Source organism: Myroides indicus, assembly GCF_004364575.1.
Lineage (GTDB): Bacteria > Bacteroidota > Bacteroidia > Flavobacteriales > Flavobacteriaceae > Flavobacterium > Flavobacterium indicum_A.
The window spans coordinates 26874-49966 of the sequence record NZ_SOAG01000024.1; the positions used below are offsets into that span (position 1 = coordinate 26874).

General features: G+C 34.9%; 24 protein-coding genes. 10 read left to right on the top strand and 14 right to left on the bottom strand.

Features of this window, described 5'->3' with window-relative positions; translation table 11 throughout:
- Nucleotides 1–38: 38 nt before the first annotated feature.
- The 3 genes from C8P70_RS10415 (at nt 39) to C8P70_RS10425 (ending at nt 2745) form a co-directional block, all read left to right on the top strand.
- Nucleotides 39–1217, top strand: a complete 1179-nt coding sequence (locus tag C8P70_RS10415; protein ID WP_133713263.1) for a hypothetical protein — start codon at nt 39–41, stop codon at nt 1215–1217.
- Between the two features lie 108 nt (nt 1218–1325).
- On the top strand, nt 1326–1676 hold the full coding sequence (locus tag C8P70_RS10420) for a T9SS type A sorting domain-containing protein (protein ID WP_133713264.1): 351 nt from the start codon (nt 1326–1328) through the stop codon (nt 1674–1676).
- Between the two features lie 88 nt (nt 1677–1764).
- Nucleotides 1765–2745, top strand: coding sequence for a LuxE/PaaK family acyltransferase (locus C8P70_RS10425; RefSeq protein WP_133713265.1), 981 nt, complete (start codon nt 1765–1767; stop codon nt 2743–2745).
- 45 nt (nt 2746–2790) lie between these two features.
- On the opposite strand, the gene gldC is transcribed toward C8P70_RS10425, so the two are convergent.
- Both gldC and gldB read right to left on the bottom strand, forming a co-directional pair.
- Entirely contained in the window at nt 2791–3129 is a 339-nt protein-coding gene (gene gldC, locus C8P70_RS10430) for a gliding motility protein GldC (protein ID WP_133713266.1), read from the bottom strand.
- 3 nt (nt 3130–3132) lie between these two features.
- Entirely contained in the window at nt 3133–4122 is a 990-nt protein-coding gene (gene gldB, locus C8P70_RS10435) for a gliding motility lipoprotein GldB (protein ID WP_133713267.1), read from the bottom strand.
- Between the two features lie 68 nt (nt 4123–4190).
- On the opposite strand from gldB, the gene nadE reads away from it, so the two are divergent.
- Nucleotides 4191–4994: an NAD(+) synthase gene (gene nadE, locus C8P70_RS10440; protein WP_133713268.1), complete on the top strand. Its 804-nt coding sequence runs from the start codon at nt 4191–4193 to the stop codon at nt 4992–4994.
- A 231-nt stretch (nt 4995–5225) separates the two neighbouring features.
- Here nadE and C8P70_RS10445 read toward each other — a convergent pair whose 3' ends face one another.
- From C8P70_RS10445 to C8P70_RS10455, 3 genes are all read right to left on the bottom strand, one after another.
- Nucleotides 5226–6137: a hypothetical protein gene (locus C8P70_RS10445; protein WP_133713269.1), complete on the bottom strand. Its 912-nt coding sequence runs from the start codon at nt 6135–6137 to the stop codon at nt 5226–5228.
- Between the two features lie 1254 nt (nt 6138–7391).
- On the bottom strand, nt 7392–9371 hold the full coding sequence (gene dnaG, locus C8P70_RS10450; RefSeq protein ID WP_133713285.1) for a DNA primase: 1980 nt from the start codon (nt 9369–9371) through the stop codon (nt 7392–7394).
- Between the two features lie 112 nt (nt 9372–9483).
- On the bottom strand, nt 9484–10392 hold the full coding sequence (locus C8P70_RS10455) for an NAD(P)/FAD-dependent oxidoreductase (RefSeq protein WP_133713270.1): 909 nt from the start codon (nt 10390–10392) through the stop codon (nt 9484–9486).
- 107 nt (nt 10393–10499) lie between these two features.
- Between C8P70_RS10455 and C8P70_RS10460 the strand changes: the two genes are divergently transcribed.
- Nucleotides 10500–10880, top strand: a complete 381-nt coding sequence (locus tag C8P70_RS10460; RefSeq protein WP_133713271.1) for a Fur family transcriptional regulator — start codon at nt 10500–10502, stop codon at nt 10878–10880.
- Between the two features lie 82 nt (nt 10881–10962).
- Here C8P70_RS10460 and C8P70_RS10465 read toward each other — a convergent pair whose 3' ends face one another.
- The 9 genes from C8P70_RS10465 to C8P70_RS10505 form a co-directional block, all read right to left on the bottom strand.
- Nucleotides 10963–12165: a carboxypeptidase-like regulatory domain-containing protein gene (locus tag C8P70_RS10465; protein WP_133713272.1), complete on the bottom strand. Its 1203-nt coding sequence runs from the start codon at nt 12163–12165 to the stop codon at nt 10963–10965.
- A gap of 13 nt (nt 12166–12178) precedes the next feature.
- Nucleotides 12179–12817, bottom strand: a complete 639-nt coding sequence (locus C8P70_RS10470; protein ID WP_133713273.1) for a hypothetical protein — start codon at nt 12815–12817, stop codon at nt 12179–12181.
- A gap of 209 nt (nt 12818–13026) precedes the next feature.
- Nucleotides 13027–14007, bottom strand: a complete 981-nt coding sequence (locus tag C8P70_RS10475) for a polyprenyl synthetase family protein (protein WP_133713286.1) — start codon at nt 14005–14007, stop codon at nt 13027–13029.
- 19 nt (nt 14008–14026) lie between these two features.
- Nucleotides 14027–15067: a 23S rRNA (adenine(2503)-C(2))-methyltransferase RlmN gene (rlmN, locus tag C8P70_RS10480; protein WP_133713274.1), complete on the bottom strand. Its 1041-nt coding sequence runs from the start codon at nt 15065–15067 to the stop codon at nt 14027–14029.
- 250 nt (nt 15068–15317) lie between these two features.
- Nucleotides 15318–15605: a cupin domain-containing protein gene (locus C8P70_RS10485; RefSeq protein ID WP_133713275.1), complete on the bottom strand. Its 288-nt coding sequence runs from the start codon at nt 15603–15605 to the stop codon at nt 15318–15320.
- Complete coding sequence (locus C8P70_RS10490) at nt 15602–16072, bottom strand: hypothetical protein (protein ID WP_133713276.1); 471 nt, start codon at nt 16070–16072, stop codon at nt 15602–15604. Before C8P70_RS10490 ends, C8P70_RS10485 begins: the two co-directional genes overlap by 4 nt.
- A 60-nt stretch (nt 16073–16132) precedes the next feature.
- The gene (locus C8P70_RS10495) at nt 16133–16873 is read right to left on the bottom strand and encodes an SDR family NAD(P)-dependent oxidoreductase (protein WP_133713277.1); all 741 of its coding nucleotides are present in this window, start codon (nt 16871–16873) and stop codon (nt 16133–16135) included.
- A 147-nt stretch (nt 16874–17020) separates the two neighbouring features.
- A complete protein-coding gene (locus tag C8P70_RS10500; RefSeq protein WP_133713278.1) occupies nt 17021–18625 on the bottom strand; it encodes a fumarate hydratase in 1605 nt (534 codons plus the stop codon).
- A gap of 98 nt (nt 18626–18723) precedes the next feature.
- Nucleotides 18724–19122: a c-type cytochrome gene (locus tag C8P70_RS10505; protein WP_133713279.1), complete on the bottom strand. Its 399-nt coding sequence runs from the start codon at nt 19120–19122 to the stop codon at nt 18724–18726.
- A 114-nt stretch (nt 19123–19236) separates the two neighbouring features.
- Between C8P70_RS10505 and C8P70_RS10510 the strand changes: the two genes are divergently transcribed.
- The 5 genes from C8P70_RS10510 to C8P70_RS10530 form a co-directional block, all read left to right on the top strand.
- A complete protein-coding gene (locus C8P70_RS10510) occupies nt 19237–19797 on the top strand; it encodes a hypothetical protein (RefSeq protein WP_133713280.1) in 561 nt (186 codons plus the stop codon).
- A gap of 9 nt (nt 19798–19806) precedes the next feature.
- Complete coding sequence (locus tag C8P70_RS10515; RefSeq protein WP_133713281.1) at nt 19807–20283, top strand: cytochrome d ubiquinol oxidase subunit II; 477 nt, start codon at nt 19807–19809, stop codon at nt 20281–20283.
- Between the two features lie 65 nt (nt 20284–20348).
- The gene (locus tag C8P70_RS10520) at nt 20349–20591 is read left to right on the top strand and encodes a hypothetical protein (RefSeq protein WP_133713282.1); all 243 of its coding nucleotides are present in this window, start codon (nt 20349–20351) and stop codon (nt 20589–20591) included.
- Between the two features lie 75 nt (nt 20592–20666).
- Nucleotides 20667–21131 carry a hypothetical protein gene (locus tag C8P70_RS10525; protein WP_133713283.1) on the top strand — a complete coding sequence of 155 codons (465 nt, stop codon included), beginning with the start codon at nt 20667–20669 and terminating at the stop codon, nt 21129–21131.
- A gap of 106 nt (nt 21132–21237) precedes the next feature.
- A partial coding sequence (locus tag C8P70_RS10530) for a choice-of-anchor L domain-containing protein (RefSeq protein ID WP_208293399.1) occupies nt 21238–23093 on the top strand: 1856 nt, incomplete at its 3' end.

Below are 23093 nucleotides of genomic sequence, written 5' to 3' on the forward strand. Positions count from 1 at the left end.
CATCTTTGTACCAACAAAATTATAAAACTATTTTATTTATGAAACGATTATTTAGAACAGGGTTTTCAGTAGCATTAGCAACTTTATTTTTGGTTAGCTGCTCTAGTAGTGATGACAACTCTAATAACGGCGGAAACGGTGGAGATGGTGGTAACAACGGAAATGAAACTGAATTAAAGGGAACTTATAAAAAAGGAGACAAATTAGTTTTAGATGGCAGCAAAACTTATAATTTAGTAGGTAAGTTGGTTATAGAAGACGGCGCAACTTTAACCATTCCTGCTGGAACTAAAATTATTGGAACAGGCGGAACATCTGCTTATATTGCAATTGGACAAGGGGGAAAAATATTTGTAGAAGGAACAAAAGACAATCCGGTTGTAATGACAGGATTAGAAAAAAAACGCGGAAGCTGGGGAGGTTTAGTATTGTGCGGTAAAGCACCTATCAACAAAGGAACATCTGCAACGGCAGAAGTTTCGGACTTAACTTATGGAGGAGCTGATGCTGCTGACAACTCAGGATCTATCCGTTATTTGAGAATTGAATATGCCGGGGCAAACTTTAACAGTGAAAAAGAGTTTAACGGTTTATCTTTCTTTGGAGTAGGTAGCGGGACTGTTGTTGAATACGTTCAGGCGCACGAAGGTTCTGACGATGGTTTTGAGTGGTTTGGAGGAACTGTAAATACTAAGTATTTAGTTTCTACCCATAACGACGATGATCAGTTTGACTGGACAGAAGGATGGACAGGAAACAATGAATTTTGGTATTCTAAACAATCCGGCACTCATGATAAGGGATTTGAGGCTGATAACAACTCTAAAAACAGAACAGCTACACCAATTGCCAATCCAACTATCAAAAACATAACTTTAGTTGCCGCATCTAAAGGAGAAGGAACTGCCTTAAAATTGAGAGAAGGAACAAGAGGACAGTTTGAAAATCTTGTATTAGACGGATGGAAAACAGCCTTTGATGTAGAACATGACGAAACCATTAACAATGTAAACGACGGTTCTTTATTTGCTAAAAATGTTAAGTTCGTGGATATTACAACAAAATCAGTAGGACACTTAACAAATCCTAATGCTGAAAAAGATGAAAAAGGAGAAGAAGTAAATGTTAGCAGCGTGTTCCAGGAAGGAGATAACAACGGTGCGGGCAACGGTTCAGAAGCTCCTGAATGGACTAAAGGCTGGACAGTAGGTCTATAATCTACGGTCGATTTTTTGCGAATACATATAAAAATGTTTATCCGTCTCGGATAAACATTTTTTTTATTTATATCTTTTTAGTATCTTTATCTCGTTCAAATTAAGTAGATGACAAAAAAGTACCTATATTCCTTTTTATTATTCATTGTAATCGGTTTTGCATACGCACAAAATAACCCTGCACAGCAACAGCCCAATGAAGCTAAATATTCTTCGCAGAGTATTGACGGCTTATCTATTTATCCGAATCCGGCAATGGTAAATGGGAAAATCTATATAGAAAGTACAAAAAATGACGCTAAATATATTGAGTTATATAACGTAGTAGGTAAAAAAATATTTTCTACTACTATAAATTCAAAAGAGCTTTTATTGCCTAACAGTGTAAATGCGGGAATTTATATTATAAAAATAAAAGAAGGAACCGCTTCATCTACCCGAAAAATAGTAATCAAATAAAAAGTTAGTTATTCATAATTTAAATAGAAGAGAGCACCATGTAATTGGTGCTTTTTTTATTGCTATTTTTGTATTAAATATTTGTAGCGTGTTTAAACCAGAAGACATTATTCAAATCCAATCGCCTAAAGAATTTCACAAACTGTGTATGAAAGTGTTTCGCTTCCAATACGAAAATAATCGCGTATATAAGCAGTTTTGCGATTTACTAAATAAAACGCCTACACAAGTAAACACCTTAGAGGATATTCCCTTTTTACCTATCGAATTTTTTAAAATCAAATCTGTTTTAAGTTCTTCTGATGTTGTCCAAACCACTTTTACCAGCAGTGGTACAACAAACTCCATTACAAGTAGGCATCACGTCACAGATTTACTTTTTTATGAAGCAAGCTTCAGAAAGGGGTTTTCTCATTTTTATGGCAATATTGAAGATTATGTTGTCCTCGCTTTATTGCCTTCATATCTTGAAAGAGAAGGCTCTTCACTTATTTATATGGTTGATGATTTTATAAAATCATCAACGCATCGCGAAAGCGGATTTTACCTGCACAATTACAAAGAGCTCGCACAAAATTTAACCCGGCTCGATCAGGAAGGAAAAAACATTTTGCTTATAGGAGTGACTTATGCATTATTAGATCTTATAGAATTACAATCTTTTGATCTCAAAAATACTATTGTTATGGAAACCGGAGGTATGAAAGGCAAACGTAAGGAAATGATCAGAGAAGAGCTCCATCAGATTTTATGTAATGGCTTTGGCGTATCAAAAATTCATTCTGAATACGGTATGACCGAGCTTTTATCGCAAGGTTATTCTCTGGGGGACGGCATTTTTGAATGTCCGCCGTGGATGGACATACTCATCCGAGACACAGAAGATTCATTAAGCTACATACAAAACGGGAAAACCGGAGGAGTAAATGTAATAGACTTAGCCAATATTAATTCTTGCTCTTTTATAGCCACACAGGATTTAGGCAAAAAATATGACAATTACTCTTTTGAGATATTGGGCAGATTTGACAACTCGGATATCAGGGGATGTAACTTGATGGTCATATAAATATTCAAAAAATAAGCCGCTTGAAAAAGCGGCTATTATTCAATTTTACTTCTGTACCAATTCCATCTTTTCTGCAAAATAATCGCAAAAATCTCGCATAGTGGCAGCCATTTTATCGTCTTCCGTTGCCAGTTCAAAAGTATCTGCCATGGCAACTAAAGTTTGGTGAAAAAACTTTTTCATCTCATCAACCGGCATATCTTTCGTCCATAAATCGATACGCAGCGTCTCTTGAACTTTATGATCCCAGATAGACAATAGCATTGCCTTAGACACTGCTCTTTCTACTCCTCCGTCTTTTGCTGTCCAATACAAACTTTCAGGCACCTTATTTTCATCCAGCTCAACTCTTATCTTAATATCCGAAACGTGTTTTTTACTCATTTTCTACTTTCTTGGTTTATATTTTGACTGTTCAAAAAGCTCTTTAGCCTCTTTTTCAAAAAGCTCCTGCAAAGTTACATTATTATTTTTCATAAAAGAGCGAACAATTTGCCACCCGATCCATGCCCCTGTTCTTCCCGGAGATTCGCTGTCGATTTCAAGATAAAATTTAGAAAAGGGAGCAGGTTCCAAAAAACGAGTATTTAGTTTATTATCTGTATCAAAAAGCGACTTATTATCAATAAAATAACGCCACATTTGAGCTTCATTACTATAGCACCAATCTAACTGTTCCTCTGTATATCCCATAATATCTTCTTCTTTAACCAAAGGCAGCAGTGTTTCTTTGGCATAGAGCAATTTTCCCTGTTGAATCATCCCTCCCAAAAAAGTGCGGTCGGCGGAAGGACGTATTTTCTGAAGTAAAAAACTCTCCGCCAGATTCGGCAAAATTTGATCTGAATCAAATGTTCCTCTAAGATAATCAGGAAATCCTTTATAAAACCGATGATCTCTCCCTAAATAGGTATCCAGGCTAATAATCGCTAAGGTGTCCGCATAAATTGCTTTTGCCGAGACATCAACTTCTGAGATAACAGTAATTACTTTTTTATTTTCCGTTTCTTCCGGATAATAATATTTTACATGCTTAAAAAATTGTTCTAAATCATTCGACAACGATCCCAGATCGCTATATTTTTTTTGAACCTCATCATACAACTCTGCAAAAAGTGTATCGTTCTTTTTTTGCAGCCAGACTTCATCTGCAATATTTTTAGGGAATAAATAGGGATATTTCTGTCTAATGCTCGGCAAATCACTATCAGCAGCTTCATAAAACTCTTTATCAAACCGCAAAATTTCTATCTGAACAGGAACTTGCGACACTTGCTTTTCAATTTCACTTCTTTTTTGCCCGCAACCTGATAAAAAAAGCCCTGACAAGCAAACTAACACTAAAAATAATTTAGTATTTTTGAATAAACACTCCATAATTATAATTTTGTTTTTTGAGGTAACTGCAAAGATAAAAAGATAGAGCAATTTAATAAATTTTCACGATGCAAAACAGCATATTTAAAACAGCAGAAGTAACCGATTATATTGTTCAATGGCTGAAAGACTACGCCTTAACCTCTGGAGTTAAGGGCTATGTCATCGGTATTTCGGGCGGTATAGATTCTGCCGTAACATCTGTTTTGTGCGCCCAAACCGGACTACCTGTTTTGTGTGTAGAAATGCCTATCCATCAAGCACCGAGCCATGTTTCAAGAGCAAAAGAACACATTGCTTTCCTTCAAAATAAATTTTCTAATGTACAAGCCGTTGAAGCAGATCTGACCCCTGCTTTTGAAACGTTTAAAAACGCTGTACCTCCATCAGATAACGAAAATCTTCTCAACCTGACGCTTGCTAATACCCGGGCAAGGCTGCGCATGACTGCCTTATACTATTTTGCTGGTTTACATCAAAGCTTAGTAGCTGGAACGGGTAATAAAATTGAGGATTTTGGCGTAGGTTTTTTTACCAAATACGGTGATGGCGGCGTAGATGTAAGTCCGATTGCTGATTTGATGAAATCCGAAGTAAAGGCAATAGGCAAATATTTACAGATTCCGACAAGTATTATTCAGGCTAAGCCAACGGACGGACTTTTTGGTGACGACCGCTCGGACGAAGATCAATTAGGTGCCAATTACGACGAACTGGAGGAAGCTATGCTTGCGTTTGAAAATGGTATTCAGGCAACAAACTTAACCGGAAGAAAAAGAGAGGTTTTTGATATTTTTTGCCGGTTAAACCGCATCAATCAACACAAAATAAACCCTATACCCGTTTGTAAAATTCCAAAAGAACTAAAATAAAAACAAGCCCTATATAATAGAACTTGTTTCTTTTATTTCTTGTTTTTATACAAAGAATTTAATTAAGCACTTTCTTACCAAAAGTTATTAACGCTAAAATACAAAAACATAATACATAATGATAATACTTTGTTTCTATATTCAAAAGAATACTTAAACCGTATATAGCCATGCATGACAAGAACACACCTATAATAAAATATATTATTTTTTTACTTCCCATAAATTACTTCATTTTAGCTGAATAGTACTAAAAGGCGGTATATCTTCAATTCTTATATTATACCCCCATGGCCACAACTCATCTATAAGTGCTGCTGCTGAAAAACTTGCTGACGTAGCTCCTATAGCTGTACCATATGCTAACTGTCCAGCTCCCGGCGCTGCATTCATCCACCAAGCATAAGCAGCTCCTGCACCGGCTCCCATAGCATCCTGTTTAACTACTCTCAACCCCCAATCTCTTTTAGGAGGCCAACTTTTAATTACTTTTTTAGGATTCTCATTATTCACTTCCATCTCCTGTTCTTTATTTTTAACCTCTAAAATAAGTTGAATCCATTTTAAATTATTTTCATACCAATATTCTAAAGAGCTTTTAGCTACTGAACTAATGCTATAGAAAACGAATAACTCTTTATTTGTTATATCTTTATCTCTATAAATTTCTCTTTCTACTTTTTCAATATCAGAAATAGATGCGTTGTCAACAGCATCCTCTAATTCATTCAAATAAGTTCTTATTGTATTCAAAATAAACTTTGTTTGCTCTCCAAGTTCTTTATTTGAAAAATCAATGTATTGCAATTCTTCCAAATATACAAAGTTTTCATTCGCAATAAAATCTGTAAAATTTTCCCCATATTCCATATTTAGCAGTAATTGCGTATAAAAATTATCTATTTTCAATAATAATTGTTCTTGACTATGAATATCGTTTATTTCTGATGAAATATAATTAAAAGTAGCTTCTAGCTCCTCGTTATGGACTTCTCCAACAAAATTAAAATCTTGAGCATTATATCTGACTGTTTCCTCAAGTTTTTCTTGTTTTACAAAAGACTCATTTAAATTATTTTCTTTCTCACAAGAAATCACCAATGCTAATATCATCGGCAATATTAAACACTTTATTTTTTTCATAATTACATAAATTTAAATATAAAGCCAAAAATAACTTTACAAATTAATAAATAATTAAAAGACCTATCATATCACTAATAGGTTAAAAACAAAAGGTTCTTTTTTAAAAATTAAGTGTGTGTTGCTGCTTTTCTAAAACACTGTTTACTAAAACTTCAACAGTTTATAGACACAATACGACTTAACTTATTTAATAAAAACAAACTCATTTTTATTTCTGCCGGCTTTTTAAAAAAAAGTATTTTTATGCTTTTGTTTTCTGGGACAAACATAAAACAGCAAATAAAAAAGTACAATCTTTTTGCTCTCAAATATCGGACGAATTGTCAATGATTAGGACGAATTGTCAATGATTAGGACGAATTGTCAATGACTACTGAAGTTCAGTTAATTACAAATAAAAAAATCATTAAGGGAAATTTTGTCAATACAACAGACGAATTGTCAATACAACGGACAATTTGTAAATAAACAATAATCGTCAACACTTTACAAGTATTAAAAACAATACTGAGAAATACTATTTTCAACACAAAATAAACCCTATACCTGTTTGCAAAATTCCAAAAGAGTTGAAATAATCGTATATAAAAACTCCTTCCAACAAAGGAAAAATCACTCCTATTTGATTACCTTAATTAATAAAAATAATAACAAAACTTCTATAATAATAACCGGAATATATAAATAGTATTTCTTTGAAAAGAAAACCTCTTTAACAGACAATAAATACTTGTATAAAAAATAATTTTCAATCTGTTAGAATATAACAGAAATATTAAAATAGAAAACAATATAATGATTGTAGGCAATGCCTTTACATCATAAAAAATATTGAGTAACAAAATGTTTAACAATATCAGAAATAATAATAATAGAAGTGAAAGTAATTCCGTTTTTTATGAGTAATAAAAGGACAAGAATTAATTGCGTTACTCAAATTATTATTTCATAATTATGAGAAAAACCATAAAAAGCCCATGTCAATTGTTGTCCTTTAAGCTCTGATAATCTTGAATTTGAAAAATCATTATTAAACTGAGAAAAGAAAATTTTAATAAAACCATAAACAAAGATATTGATGGCTAAAAATATCTTCATGGAAAATATAGTCTAGATATAGAGCTTATTTCTCATGCTGGTGCATTTCCAACAAAAAGAAATTTCAAATTATAAATTTAACAAAGCCTATGATTATACTATATTTTAACCTGTTAAAACCAAAACGTAATGGAATCTTAGTATTAAATACTTTTAACTTGTTGGTCTAAAACGAGAAGTGACCTGTCCCAAGTGTTTTGAAAAGGTTTTTACTAAACCGGAATAATCCATAATAATACCCAAAACTTCAGACGAGCGTTTTTCGTCTGATCCGTCAAGTGTATTTTTATATTTTTCAATAATAGTATTGACAAGATACATTCTTAATGTCAAAATAGTTTCAGTGACATATTGTGCTATTCCCTGCTCTTTTTGTTTGACAAAAATATTCTGCGTTTCCCATTTGTGAAGTGTTTCTCTCTCATCTTCCATAATAATGCTGGTGACCTCCTGCGATAATTCCATATCTAATCTTTTCAAATACTCTTCAAGATTCCACTCATTATGATGAAAGTAGTTCATAATATCGCTGTATATTTTTCTAAACAGCGGATTGGTTAGCTGGGTTTCATCATCCTGTAAACTCAGATAAATGCGCTCGTAAACTTTTTGTATTACTTTTTGCTCTACTTCAATAATTTCATTGTCTTCATTAGTCCCAAACACTAATTCCGTAAACTGTTCCTCTGCATTGCCGTAAAGAAGTAAAATTTCAATTATGCGCCTTTCCAGAATATACAACAAATCAACAGCTGCATATTCTTTTTGTTCAGGAGCAACAACTTCCATCGCTTTACGTTCCTGTACATACTTTTTGTTTACCTCAGCAATTTCTTTGCGGTTAAGCTGTGCCAGTGAATTAAACAATACCTCTTCCGAAATATCCATGATACGCGAACATTCCTGAACGTAAATTTCTCTTTGAATATTATCCGGAATTTTGGAAATACTCGCAATAATATCACGTGTTAATTCTGCTTTTTTTATCGGATCGTTTTTTGCCTCATCCATCAGTATTGAAGCCTTAAAACGAATAAAATCGGTAGCATTTTCCTCAAAATACGACTGCAATTGTTCCAATGTATGTTTTCGGGCAAAACTATCCGGATCTTCTCCTTCCGGCAGCGAACAAACTCTTACGTTCATTCCGGCCTCCAAAATTAAATCCACTCCGCGAAAAGAGGCTCTTATTCCGGCAGCGTCTCCGTCAAAGAGCATAGTAATATTTTTAGTCAGACGGTTTATCAACCGTATTTGCTCCGGTGTTAATGCTGTACCGGAAGAGGCTACAACATTTTTTACTCCTGCCTGATACATCTGGATTACATCAGTATATCCTTCCACCAGAAAACAATTATCCTGCTTGGCAATTTCTTGTTTTGCATGTGAAATACCGTACAAAACTTTACTTTTATGGTAAATATCGCTTTCAGGTGAGTTTAAATATTTGGCAGCTTTTTTATCATTGGTCAGTATCCTTCCGCCAAATCCTAAAATCCGCCCCGACATACTCGTAATCGGAAACATAACGCGTCCTTTAAAACGGTCAAATTTTTTGTCTTCTTTTACAATAGTCAATCCCGTTTTTTCCAAATATTCCAATGAATATCCTTTGCCCAATGCTTCGTCTGTAAATGCGCTCCATTTGTCCGGTGAATATCCCAATCCAAATTCTTTAATCGTTTCATTCGTAAACCCGCGCTCTTTAAAATATGTCAAACCGATTGCCTTTCCTTCCTCGGATTCAAAAAGAGTAGATTGGAAATACTTTTTGGCAAATTCCGAAACAATATACATACTTTCCTGCTCGTTGAGTAACTCTCGTTCTTCATTGCTCTGTTCCGTTTCCTCAATTTCTATATTGTACTTCTTTGCCAAATAACGGATTGCTTCGGGATATGAAAAATGTTCGTGTTCCATAATAAAAGTAATGGCATTGCCTCCTTTACCGGAACTAAAATCTTTCCAAATCTGCTTTACAGGAGACACCATGAATGAAGGCGTTTTTTCATTTACAAATGGACTGAGTCCCTTGTAATTACTTCCTGCTTTTTTAAGGTTTACAAAGTCTCCTATCACTTCTTCTACACGAGCGGCTTCAAAAACGGCATCAATGGTGGATTTGGAAATCATATTGGTTTTTCTGAAATACAAAGATAAAAAAAGAAGTTGCTTTATAGTCATAACAACTTCTTTATACTTAAAATCTATAAATTCTATATTTTTTAGGTCTTAAGTTATTCTTCTAAAACTCCTTTTGTGTCATTGCGTTATTAATCATTGCTCCTGCAATATTTCCTGCGGATACGGCATTGGCAACTGAGCGCATTGGAGAGGAATTATCTCCACAAGCAAAAATATCCGCTACGGTTGTTTTCTGAAAAACATCTGTTTTGATATGCCCCTGTTCGGTCAACTCGCACCCTAGTAATTCAGGAATATTACAATGTTGTTCAAATGCAGGTCGGGCATAAATAGTCTTTAAATCAAAAGTTGAATTATCTTTGAAAACAACTTGTTTCACATTTCCGTTTTGATGTTTTAAACAGTCTATTTCTTTTTCAATGATTGCAATATTATGCTGTTTAAGCTTAGCAGTTTGTTCTTGGGTAAATTCTGCTTTTCCATTAGTAAATATAGTTATATCCTTAGTCAGATTATGCACCAATTGGGTGTAATGATAAGCAAAATCTCCATTTGCCAGAATTCCTGTTCTTTCATTCTTTACTTCATAACCGTGACAATACGGACAATGAATAACGGATATTCCCCAACATTCGGCAAAACCTCTAATATCTGGCATTATATCTTTTACTCCCGTAGCAAAAACAAGCTGCCTTGCTTTAAATATTAAACCTTTTTCAGTCATAATCTCAAAACCTTGATTAATTTTTGTTCCGCTGATTGCAAGCCCGTTCTGAAATTTTACAGTACTATAATTCAAAACCTGTGCTTTAGCTTTTTCTGCAATTATGCTCGGTTTTTCTCCATCTTGTGTAATAAAGTTATGCGAATGTGGTGTTTGCCGATTACAAGGCAGTCCGTTATCGATGATTAAAACATTACGCAACGAACGTCCCAGCGCCATCGCTGTCGATAATCCGGCATAGCTTCCACCAATGATTATTACATCAAAGCTTTTACTATCTTTCATATTGTCAAATTTTTAAAGGCATGAGCTGAAAACAACTAATGCAATATTGTTGCAAATATAATCACTATATTTGTAATCGCAACAATATTGCAATAAAATATTAGAAAATGAAAAAAACCCGAAACACAGTTGCTAAAACTAAAATACTAAATACTATTTCTGATTCAAAAATAGCCTTATCGCATTCTGAAATCCACGAATTATTAGATGATTTTTGCGATCGAGTTACTATTTACCGCGTTTTGGACAGACTTGTAGATGAGGGACTGATACACAAAGCAGTTACAATAGAAGGTGTTGTAAAATATGCAGCATGCCATACTTGTTCAACAGACGAGCATCATCACAATCATATTCACTTTAGCTGTGAGCAATGCCATACGGTAATCTGTATGGAAAATGTAGAGCCTGTCTTCAATATGCCAAAACAATATAAAGTGCATTCCGTAAACTTTACATTATCAGGAATTTGCCCTCAATGTTCTTAAAATTGGCATAGTGATTGAATACAAAAAGAAGCTGTTTTATTGATAAAACAGCTTCTTTATATACTTGAAATTTGTAAAATGATCATTTTTTTTCTTCCAATTGCTTTAAGATTTGCTCTTCCTTACTGCTAAGCGGTCGAATATTTCGGTTTTTCCAAAACTTTGTTTGGTAATTGCTTTTTTGTGTAAACAAATTACCTTTATATTGCTTTTGTTTAGGAGCTTCTACATTTTTTACTAGTTCATCAACAACTACTTCTACCTGACTCTTTAATCTAAAATTCCCTTTCTTTTTTCTAAATATAGACATATCTATATAACTCGTCTTATAAAACAGATGGTAGCCTTCTATATTATCAGTAAATACAGCATAACCTCCTATATCGTGAGCTTGAGCTTTTACAATCAGCAAATTAATTACTTTGGTATTATCCTTGTACTTGTCTGCTAACTGATATTTGTATTCCAAAACTTTAGTTTGCTCATCATTAAATACTATATATCCTTGAAAATACTTCCATTTTTTTAAGCCTTCTTTGGGTCCAAATTCTACTATAATTTTTGTGTTATCATTATCTACTTTTCTTCTAACTGTACATTCATACATATCTGTATTTTGTAAAGCATCTGTTATAACAGCTATTGCTCTTCCAACTTTTAAAATATCTCTAAAATCATCTCCAAGAGTCATCAAAATCGTTTCCGTTTCTGAATTTTCTTCATCCCTTTCTCCTGCATTCATAAAAGCTCTGTTTTCAATTAAATCTGTCAAAGGAGTTTTACTTGGTTTATTTACATAAAAATGCACAAGACCATCAGCAACATTTATTTTATCTTCGTTTACTACATTAAACTGCCGCACATAGGTTTTATACAAATCTCCTTTTTCCGAAATCTTTAAAGCATTTTGAAAAGCGGTTCCAAAAACTTCATGCAATGGCTTTTTAAAAACCAGTATTTCATCCAGCTCGATATTAGCAAGTGCCATCTTTACCGACATAGTATCATTTGCCTTCTGTTGTTGCGATTGATAATTAATATGACTAAAATGCAATATTTCACCGTCCATTTGCACATTTAATACAAAATAACCTTCTTCATTAGTTATGGTTTGACTACTTTGGTCTTCGGTTACAATCAAAACGCCTGAAATACCTTCCATACTAATTTGATCAATCACTCTGCCCGCGATTTCTCTTGTTTGAGCAAACGTTGCTGTTATTTGAAAACAAAAAACAGCTAAAATGAATAGCTGTTTCGAAAAAAAAGTATTTATATTTTTCATTTTCAATTATTTTTTAGTTTAAATCAAACTTTAATTTTACAAAGAATTTCCCTTTTGTTTCTCTGACAAAGTTTTGATGCGATCCTGAAGCTTTCCACTTGTTATTAAACAGCGGATATTCTGTACCTATCGTCAAAATTACTGGGAAATCCGATTGTTTGGCAATTTTAAAATCCAATGCTGCTCCTGCAAAAAAGTAATTATTTTCCAAATTAAGGGAGTTAGGCATAAATTTTTCATCCTCATCAACTGAATTTGTTCGAGTAATAGAGGCTTTATTTGCGCTAAATCCAAACATGGCAGTTGGTAGCATTTCCCATTTTTCATGGTTAATTACTCGCCATGAAGCATCCATAAAAAGAGCCGTTCCATATTGAGACGCTTCAATTCCATTGGATTTTTTAGGCAAAGAAATCAATAAATCAAGATTAACGCCCCATCTGAAATCACCTTTCTCCCAATTTTCACTCAAACCCATAGTAATCATACTCTGGTTTATTTTTGTAATTCCTTGTTTTTCTAATTCTTTATTAAAATCAAGATCGTTAGCTCTATAACCTACTGAGAACATCAATTTTTTGGTTAATTCCTTGTCCTGAGCATGAGCAGTAAATGCAAATAAAGCAAAAATCGAAAGTAAAATTTTTTTCATTTTTATTGAATTTTTAATAGTCTGTCTAATTTATTTCAGCAAATATAAAATGCCAAAAGCAGTAAAAATTGTAAAACTGAGACATCGTATCTATTTTCTGTAAAACAATTATGAAAAAACATAATTACTTACCTAAAAAACTTTTAGGACTCATCTATACACATAGACCCAACAAAACAACAAAAGATTGTGAAGAGTAGTAAAAAAAATTATTTTTTTCGTTCAATTACATAATTGACCATCGTGTGGAGGGCTTCTTTATAGACTGAATCGGGAAATTGATTTAAAATTTCCAAAGCAGACTGCTGATATTCTATCATTTTTTGAGTAGCGTATTCCAGTCCTCCTTTGACTTTTACAAAAGCGATTACTTCTTTAACCCGTTTTTTATCTTCATTGTGGTTTTTAACCGAGTTAATCAGCCATTTTTTTTCTTTAGGTTCAGAAGTATTGAGCACATAAATCAAAGGAAGTGTCATCTTTTGTTCTTTGATATCTATTCCCGTTGGTTTTCCGATAGGTCCATCGGTATAATCAAACAAATCATCTTTAATTTGAAATGCCATACCGATAAGTTCTCCGAACTTTCTCATTTGCTCAATCAAAATAATATCGTCCGGGCATACAGAAGCAGCACCCAGCGAGCAGCAGGCTGCAATTAAAGTTGCCGTTTTTTGACGGATAATTTCATAATAAATCTCTTCTGTAATATCTAACCTGCGGGCTTTTTCAATCTGAAGCAGTTCACCTTCGCTCATTTCCCGAACTGCAACAGAAATAATACGCAACAAATCAAAATCTCCGTTATCAATAGAGAGCAGTAAGCCTTTTGAAAGCAGGTAATCGCCAACCAAAACGGCAATTTTATTTTTCCACAAAGCGTTTAACGAAAAAAATCCACGGCGCTTATTGCTATCATCCACAACATCGTCGTGGACTAACGTTGCTGTATGAATCAGTTCAATGACAGATGCTCCGCGGTAAGTTCGTTCATTGACCTCTCCCTCCCCTGTCATTTTAGCCACTAAGAAAACAAACATCGGACGCATCTGCTTGCCCTTTCGGTTTACAATATAGTAGGTAATCCGATTGAGCAACGCCACTTTTGTTGCCATAGATTTATGGAATTTTTTTTCAAAAAGTTCCATCTCGTTCTGGATGGGCTGCTGTATTTGCTGTACTATATTCATCACAATCAAAAATACAACTTTACGATTTATTTGCCAACTGTCCGCAAGCAGCATCTATGTCTTTTCCGCGACTTCTGCGCACGACTACAGTAATTCCATTGCTTTCCAGCGCCGCAATGTAGTTTTCCGTAGCAACCACGTCAGCCTGTTGGAACTCTCCGTCATCAATAGGGTTATACTCAATCAAATTGACTTTACACGGAACGTATTTACAGAATTTCACCAAAGCATCAATAGACTTTTTATCGTCATTAATTCCTTCCCAAATCACATATTCATAGGTAATTCTGCTTTTGGTTTTGGAATACCAGTATTGTAAAGCTTCTCTGAGTTCGGTAAGCGGAAAGTTTTTGGAAAAAGGCATAATCCGGTTTCTGATTTCTTCAATTGCCGAATGTAAGGAAACCGCCAGTTTAAATTTCACCTCATCATCAGCAAGTTTTTTTATCATTTTCGGAATTCCCGAAGTAGAAACGGTAATCCGCTTAGGAGACATTCCCAATCCTTCGTCTGACGTAATTTTGTCAATCGCTTTTTGTACATTGTTATAGTTCATCAATGGTTCTCCCATCCCCATAAAGACAATATTGGAAAGCGGACGATTGTAATGCTCTTTACTTTCCTGATGTATCGTCAGCACCTGATCGTAAATTTCGTCAGGATTGAGATTTCTCATTCTTTTTAATCGTGCTGTCGCACAAAACTCGCAATCCAAACTACATCCGACCTGAGAAGAAACGCACGCTGTTGTACGGGTTTCGGTGGGAATTAGCACGGATTCAACAATTAATCCATCGTGTAGTTTTACTGCGTTTTTTATTGTCCCGTCAGAACTACGCTGCATTTTATCTACCCTGATGTGATTAATAACAAAATTTTCCTCCAACATCAATCTGGTCGCTTTTGAAAGATTGCTCATATCGTCAAAAGCATGTGCGCCTTTACTCCAAAGCCATTCATATACCTGATTACCCCGAAAAGCTTTATCCCCAGAAGAAACAAAAAATGTTCTCAATTCCTCTTTAGATAAACTTCTAATATCTTTTTTGTCCGTTTGCATGGGGCAAAGTTAATAGTTTATGTTCAAAGATATTGACTGATTAGAATCAAAATGTTAACTATGAATCTTTTTTAAGGTATAATATTTAAATGTTTATAAAAATTTTTCGCTAAGAAAGCATCTGCTATATTGTTTTTATATATGTTTATGTATCCTATCATTTAAGTTAACACTTCTACCATGATCCAAAATATTATTTACCAATCGGTTTATTTTACAGGACTTATTTCCTAAATACTCAAAACTAATATCATTTTAATAAGACCAACTGAGAAGCCTCAAGAGCATAAAGCCAATGTTTAACCTCTGGTTCTATATTTACATAGTCGCCAGCATTTAACTCCGTTTTTTGTCCTTTTTCATCATGATATTCTATTTTACCGCATATGCATAACAGCAATGCCGGTATTTTTGTAATGTGCTCTTTTAAAGTGCTTTTCTCTTTTAATTGAATAGCCGTTGCAATTCCATCTTCTCCTTTAAACAAACTTATTGCCGATACAACTTTACCTTCTTGATGTAATTCTTTTATGTTCATTGGAAATATTGATGATACGTTTGAAAAGATTGTTGCAATTCTGAAACAAGCGCACTTGTTTTTGCCTTATCTTGTGATTTACTCAACTGATTTATTTTTTCCATATAAGGATGAAGCCATTTATGTAATTCTTCATGACTTTTTCCTTCCATAGTACAACTTTTTATCAACCCCCGAATCTCTTCATTCAGCTGTTGCGCCAATAACTCGTAATCCGATAAGTCTGATGCAATATAATCTTTCAAAATTTCTTCTGATTTTGATATACATGGTTTCATTTCCTCATTGACCATCCATCTTTCATTCCCGTTTAATTCCAAAACGTCTACCTGTTGTTCATCAAGGGGGTTTTCTTGCTGAACAGTCATTTCTCCTTCTATTGTTGTGGAATCGGCGGATTTATTTCCGCAGCTAACTAAAACCAAACTAACTGCTAATACCGATAAAATTGATATATTTATTTTCATAACCAGATTAACTAAACTACAATATTCTATCTCTTCGTAAATATCTTTCTAAAGATACTGCTATTTTGCCAGATATCCGCCTTCTATCGGATAATAGCCACCTGTTGCAAAAGAAGCTTTATCCGAAGCAAGCCACAATACTATTTCTGCCACCTCCTCTGGTTTTCCCAAACGCTGTAATGCATGCTGAGATTCCAGATATTTTTTTACTTCGGCATCCATATCCGACAACAAGGGGGTTTCTATAAATCCAGGACCAACGGCATTTACCCTGATTCCCTTTGTTCCATACTCCCAACCTGCACTTTTGGTTAGCCCTACTACGCCATGTTTTGCCGCAACATACGCTGATGAATTTGCAAAACCAACCTGCCCGAGTATTGATGCCATATTTACAATGCTTCCTTTGCCGTGTTTCAACATTGCCGGTATTTGATAATGCATTCCGTAAAAAACTCCATTCAAGTTAATATCTATTACCTTTTTCCAATCCTCAATACCGTATTCTCCTACTAAAGCGCTTGCTCCGCCTATTCCTGCGTTATTAACCGCTATATCCAATCTTCCAAAATGAGCAAGCGTATCTATTACCAGCCGTTCATTATCTTCAGGCAAAGCTGCATTTACTTTTACAAACATCGTTTCTTTTCCCATTTTTGCAGCTAAATCTCTTCCTGCTTCTTCATTTAAATCTCCGATGACTACTTTTGCTCCTTCTTGTACAAAAAGTTTGACAATTGCTTTACCTATACCGGAAGCACCGCCTGTCACGATAGCGACTTTATTTTCTAATTGTTTCATATATCATTATTTTTTTATGTTAACAAGGTAGTTATTTCTCATAAAAAATCCAATTTCACAGCGCCTTTTAACGAAGTTTTAAACGTTATAAAAAAAATAAGGGCTGATGTTCATCAGCCCTTATTTTTTATCCATTTGATTATCGGATTATTTTAAATCTGCAAAAAAATCATTTCCTTTATCGTCTGTAATAATAAACGCAGGAAAGTTTTTTACTTTAATTTTGCGCACAGCTTCCATTCCTAATTCAGGAAAGTCGACTACTTCTACACTTAAAATATTTTCTTTTGCCAAGATTGCTGCCGGTCCTCCGATAGAGCCTAAATAAAACCCTCCGTATTTTTTGCACGCATCTGTTACAGTTTGTGAACGGTTTCCTTTTGCAAGCATAATCATACTTCCGCCAACTGATTGAAATGCATATACATAAGGATCCATACGCCCGGCTGTAGTTGGTCCAAAACTTCCTGAGGGCATTCCTTCCGGAGTTTTTGCCGGCCCCGCATAATAAATCGGATGATTCTTAAAATACTCCGGCATTTCCTGACCTTCATCCAGCATCTCCTGAATTTTGGCATGAGCAATATCTCTTGCCACAATTACGGTTCCGTTAAGCATCAAACGCGTTTTTATCGGATGTTTTGTCAATTCCGCTAATTGCTCCTTCATCGGTTTATCTAAATCAATAACTACCGGTTCTTCTAGGTGTGGCGGTGTATCTGGCAAAAACTGAGCCGGATTCGTCTCTAACTGCTCTACAAACAAACCTTCTTTGGTAATTTTTGCTTTAATATTTCTATCTGCTGAACAGGAAACTCCTAATCCTACCGGGCAAGAAGCAGCATGGCGCGGCAACCGGATGACACGCACATCATGGGTAAAATATTTTCCTCCAAATTGCGCTCCGATATGAGATTCCTGACAGATTTGCTGTAATTTTTTCTCCCACTCCAAATCGCGAAAAGCTTGTCCGCCCATATTACCGGAAGTAGGCAGATTGTCATAATATCCCGCAGAAGCTTTTTTAACGGCGGCTAAATTTGCTTCTGCCGAAGTTCCGCCAATCACTAATGCTAAATGATATGGCGGGCAAGCTGCGGTTCCTAAATCCATTATTTTTTCTTTGATAAACGCAGTCAGATTTTTTTCATTCAGCAAAGATTTAGTTTTTTGGTACAAAAACGTTTTGTTTGCCGACCCTCCTCCTTTTGCCAAAAACAAAAATTCATATTTATCGCCTTGAGTTGCGTAAATATCAATCTGTGCAGGTAAATTTGATCCAGAATTTTTCTCTTCAAACATACTGATAGGAACGATTTGAGAATATCTTAAATTTTTCTTCTGATAGGTATTGAAAATTCCTTTCGACAAACTCTCTCCATCATTAATTCCCGTATATACATTTTCTCCTTTTTTAGCAACTACTATTGCCGTTCCGGTATCTTGACAGGATGGCAATTGCCCTTCTGCCGCCACAACAGCATTCTGCAATAGATTATAGGCCACAAAACGGTCGTTGTCCGTCGCTTCAGGGTCTTCTAAAATGGTTCTTAGTTTTTTAAGGTGAGAAGTTCGAAGCATAAAAGAAACATCTGTCATTGCTGTTTCTGCCAGCAATTCAATCCCTTTAGGGTCTACTGTCAAAATTTCTCTTTCTCCTAATTTTTCAACTTTTACATAATCTGATGAAATCTGCTTATACACCGTGTCATCCTTTTGAACAGGATACGGATCTTGATATATAAAGTCCATTGAATTGTTAATTTATTTTGTGCTGTAAATTTACAAAATATACTTTAGGCTATCGTGTAGAACCTTTATAAATTAAGACTCAAAAAAAGCTGTATAGGCTATAAACTTCGCATATATGCCTCAAGCGATTCTAACTCCAAATCGCTCATCTTTTTAGTAATAGTCAAATTCGCCTGCATAATTATAAACTGAGAGGGATCTACAACCGGTTCTCCTTCTCCTTTTAAAAAAGAAACTATACTAACCTCATGTTTGTCATAAATCTCAATTATTTCACGAACACTCGGACCTATTACTTTTTTATCTTTTAAATGACAAGAAGCACAATTTCCTTTGCCTTTAAACAGGCTTTCTCCCAATCTTATTTTTTCTAAAGAGGTCATTTCTACTGCTAATCCCTCATGAGAAGATGTTGAGCGATTATCTTTCTTACCACAGGATACAACCAAGTTTAGGAGAAAAAATATTAAAAATGCGATACTTATATTTTTTTTCATCAAATTATACTTTCTTAAACATGACTGAGGTACAAAAGTAAAAATAAGTTTTTACCTTTTAAATTCTACTCTGCACAAATGTTCTTTTTTGTATTTTTGGAGTAAAAGAAGAACATGAAAACACATCCGATACTTTTAGTTTTCTCATTACTTGTAATGCTGGTGAGTTGTGATAACCGAACGCTTAATACTTCTAAAGCAGCCTCTGCTATTACGGTTTATCTGGAAGAAAAACCTATTTATGAGAGTGCTTACCTTACAGTGGGAGAAACTAAATTGCGCACCAAAAAAGACCATGAGCTCATAGACCAATACAAACTGCTGGAAGCAGAAGGATATATTACTTTTACAAGCGAATCATCAAAAAAACGGTGGCTTTCTAAAGACAGTATATGGAATGCAACTCTAAAACTTACTGAAAAAGCACATCCTTATGTTATTGAACAAAAAAACAATAAAATAAAAATTAAAACAATTGAATATAAAGTTGATACTGAAAATGGTTTACAGATAGATAGTAAAGGAAAGAAATCAGCCTTAGTGACTGCTATGTTACAAAAAAAGGCTACCCCTTTTTCTTTTTTGAAACCAGATAAAAATCCTCATACAGAATTTATTACTAAAAAATTTCGTATGAAATTTTCAGATGAAAATGGGTGGAAGATTATCAATTAATTATTTTTCATGAGAAAAAACATAATTATTCTTATCCTCATTCAGCTTATCCTCTCTTTTATTTCGGCATTGCTAATATCTAAAATGTCCTTTATAGGAAGATTAGGTATCAATTTATTTTACAGAGAGTATCTGATTTTTAAAACCGTATGGAAAACCGCACTCGCTATTTTCGCTATTCAGTTTGTTTTAGTACTCGTTCTTAGTTTTTTTAAATACCTTACCCCTAATCACTTTAGCCGTATAATTGCTATTGTAGCTTTGGTAATCGGAATAGCAGGTAGTTATTTTACATTTATAGATTTCACAACTACTTCCCATCGACACATGAAAATGTATTTTCATTCAGGAGGTTATTTATTTTGGATTAGCTGGAGCATTACCTGTATGTTTTTTATTTTCTCTAAAAAGAAAAAAGTGAGTCTTACGGATTTATCAATTATAGAAGAAAAGAACATACAAAAACCTTCAGATAATAAAGTTTAGATTTTTTATAATTTGACAATATTTTAGAAATCCTTAATTTTATTCTTTCTTAAAATATAGCCAGCATGCTTAAAGTCAAATTTTTATTGTTATACACTGTTTTTCTATCTTTATGTTTTTCTTCTTGTAAGGATACATCTAAAAACGCCACTTCGTTAAATAAATCTGAAAAAAGTAGTCAACAAGAAAAAGCGGTTCAAATTCCTATGCATGGGACGGGAGAAAATAGTTCTTCCTCTTCCAACAAGCGATTTGAAATGGATAAAACAACACAAGAAATGCTTCAAAATCAGAAAAAAGAAGAATAATTTTTTATTGTTTTCATTGTTTTCCACCTAAAAATAAGTAAGTTTACCCTTTACCAATTAAAATATTTTAGATTTATGAAAATTCGAGTTTATATTTTATCTGCATTTTTAACTTTAGGGCTGTTTTCTTGTAAAGACACCCAAAAAGAAGCTCCGGCAATTGAAGATACTGAATTGTCATCTACAACATCCGCTCCGGAAACGCCTGCGCAAAATGAAGCTTTGGAAAAAGCTCCGGCAACAAATAATCAGACTGCTGATAATTTAAATCCTGCTCACGGACAACCAGGACACAGATGTGATATTCCGGTAGGTGCTCCTTTAGACACGCCTCCTCAGCAGAATAATATGCAGCAGCAACCTGTCCAAGCAGCCGCTTCGTCTTCTAACGGCAACAGTCCGTTTTTAGTTAATGACCAAGCCAAGAGTAAATTGCAAAATTCAGGAGGTTCGGCAGGAACAACTGCTTCTGGAAAAGTTAATCCTCCTCATGGACAACCCGGACACAGATGTGATATTCCAGTAGGACAACCGCTATAAAAACCATAGTTTTTTTGTTAATTATAACGTTTCATATCGTTAAATTCTTCCGAAACATTATCTTTGACTATCAAATTAATCTTTATAGTAAAATTATAATTACTTTATGAAAAGAATTGTTTTACTTCTTTTGGCTTGTTTTTCTCTGTTCTCTGTATATGGACGGAATACAATTGTAAAAGAAAATATAGCTGATCATATTCAGTATATATTAGACGAGGCTCAGTTTGCGACATATCGACAATCCGTATTGTTTTTTGCACCTGCAAATGACGACTGTACAGATGCGGCGTCTTTAGCGGTTAATCCCGATTTGGACTGCGGTCAAAAACTATCGATTGATTTTACGGGAGCAACCGCTTCCGGAAAAGCAGTTCCCTTTTGTTCGGCAGTAGGATCCTCTCCAAAAGATTTGTGGTTTGAGTTTACCGCTACTTCTGACAAACATGAATTAAGTATTTCCAATGAAAAAAACATGCCCGCTACGCTTTACGGAGCGCTTTACGACAGGGATTGCAGTGCTATAAATGCTACGGCCTCTCAATGTTTTTCATTGACAGCTGCTGTTAAAAAGATAACGCTAGACAAGTTAAAACCGGGCAAAAAATACTATATCCGACTGATGAGCGGAGAAACAACCCCTACCACCACGCTGGATTTGTGTTTGGGTACGGTTCCTCCTCCTATAAAAGTAAGTCCTAGCGGAGAGATGTACACGGTGGAAGAACTGGTAAAAGACGTCTTGGTAACATCAGGGTGTGATTTGGTGTCTAATGTGCGTTATCAGGTGGGAAATGGAAGTCCTGCGACCAAATCAGTAAATACCTTGGGCTATTTTCATAAAAATGGCTCCATGTTTCCTTTTGAAGAGGGCATTGTTTTATCAACTAGTCAAGTACAATTCGTCCCGGGACCTTTTACAAGTTCTAATAAGGGAACAAATCCTCATCGTTGGGTAGGCGATAAAGATTTAGTAGACGCTGTTAATGATACAGGAGGTTTTCCAACAACTCCGATCCCAGCCACAGATATGCGAGTAACACAAGTGGAGTTTGACTTTATTCCGGTAAAGGATACTCTCAAATTTGAATATTTATTTGCATCCAATAGTTATATCAATGGATGTACTTACTCGTGTAATAATGGAGCTTTGTTTGCCGCCTGGTTAATTGATTTAACTACTGGTACAGGAGAAAACTTAGCTAAAATACCGGGAACTACCGTTCCTATTTCTTTAAAAAGCATTTGGGATAATGCAAAAATAACGGGGACGAGTTGTAATTCTTATCCGGAGTTTTTTTGGAACGCCTATCAAGGTGGTAATGCAGATCCTCAGACAGCCCCTATTAATTATGCGGGTTCTACAGTAGGAATGGAATCTGAAACGGTTAAGGTTATTCCCGGCCGTAAATACCACATTAAACTGGCAGTAATGGATTTTTGTCCAACAGACAGTCACTCTTCCGCCGTTTTTTTCAACGCTCGCAGTTTTGATTTGGGTAATCCCGAGATCGGTGAGGACATGAGCATCGAGGGCGGCAATGCGCTTTGTCCTGGGGATACAATTGAGCTCGGTCAGAATCTGGAGGCGAAGGACTATTTAATCCAGTGGACCAAAAACGGCAAAGATCTTATCGGAGAAAACGGTGAGACTTTAAAAGTAAACGAGCCTGGTTTGTACGGTGCCCGCTTGAAGTATAAATACGTAGTTTGCGATGTTGAGCTTGATCCGGTCAAGGTCGAGTTCTACGACGAGATCATCATCGAGAAACAGCCCTCGGATATCGAGCAGTGCCGTTCGAGCACATCAGCCACTACGATCAATTTGGAACAGGCCATGCAAGGCGTGACGCACAATGCGGTTACGTATCAGTATTACGAAAACGAACAAGACGCCAAGGACAACGTAAATCAGATCAATCCCTATTACGGTTTTGACAATACCCTGAGCGCTAAAAAGAT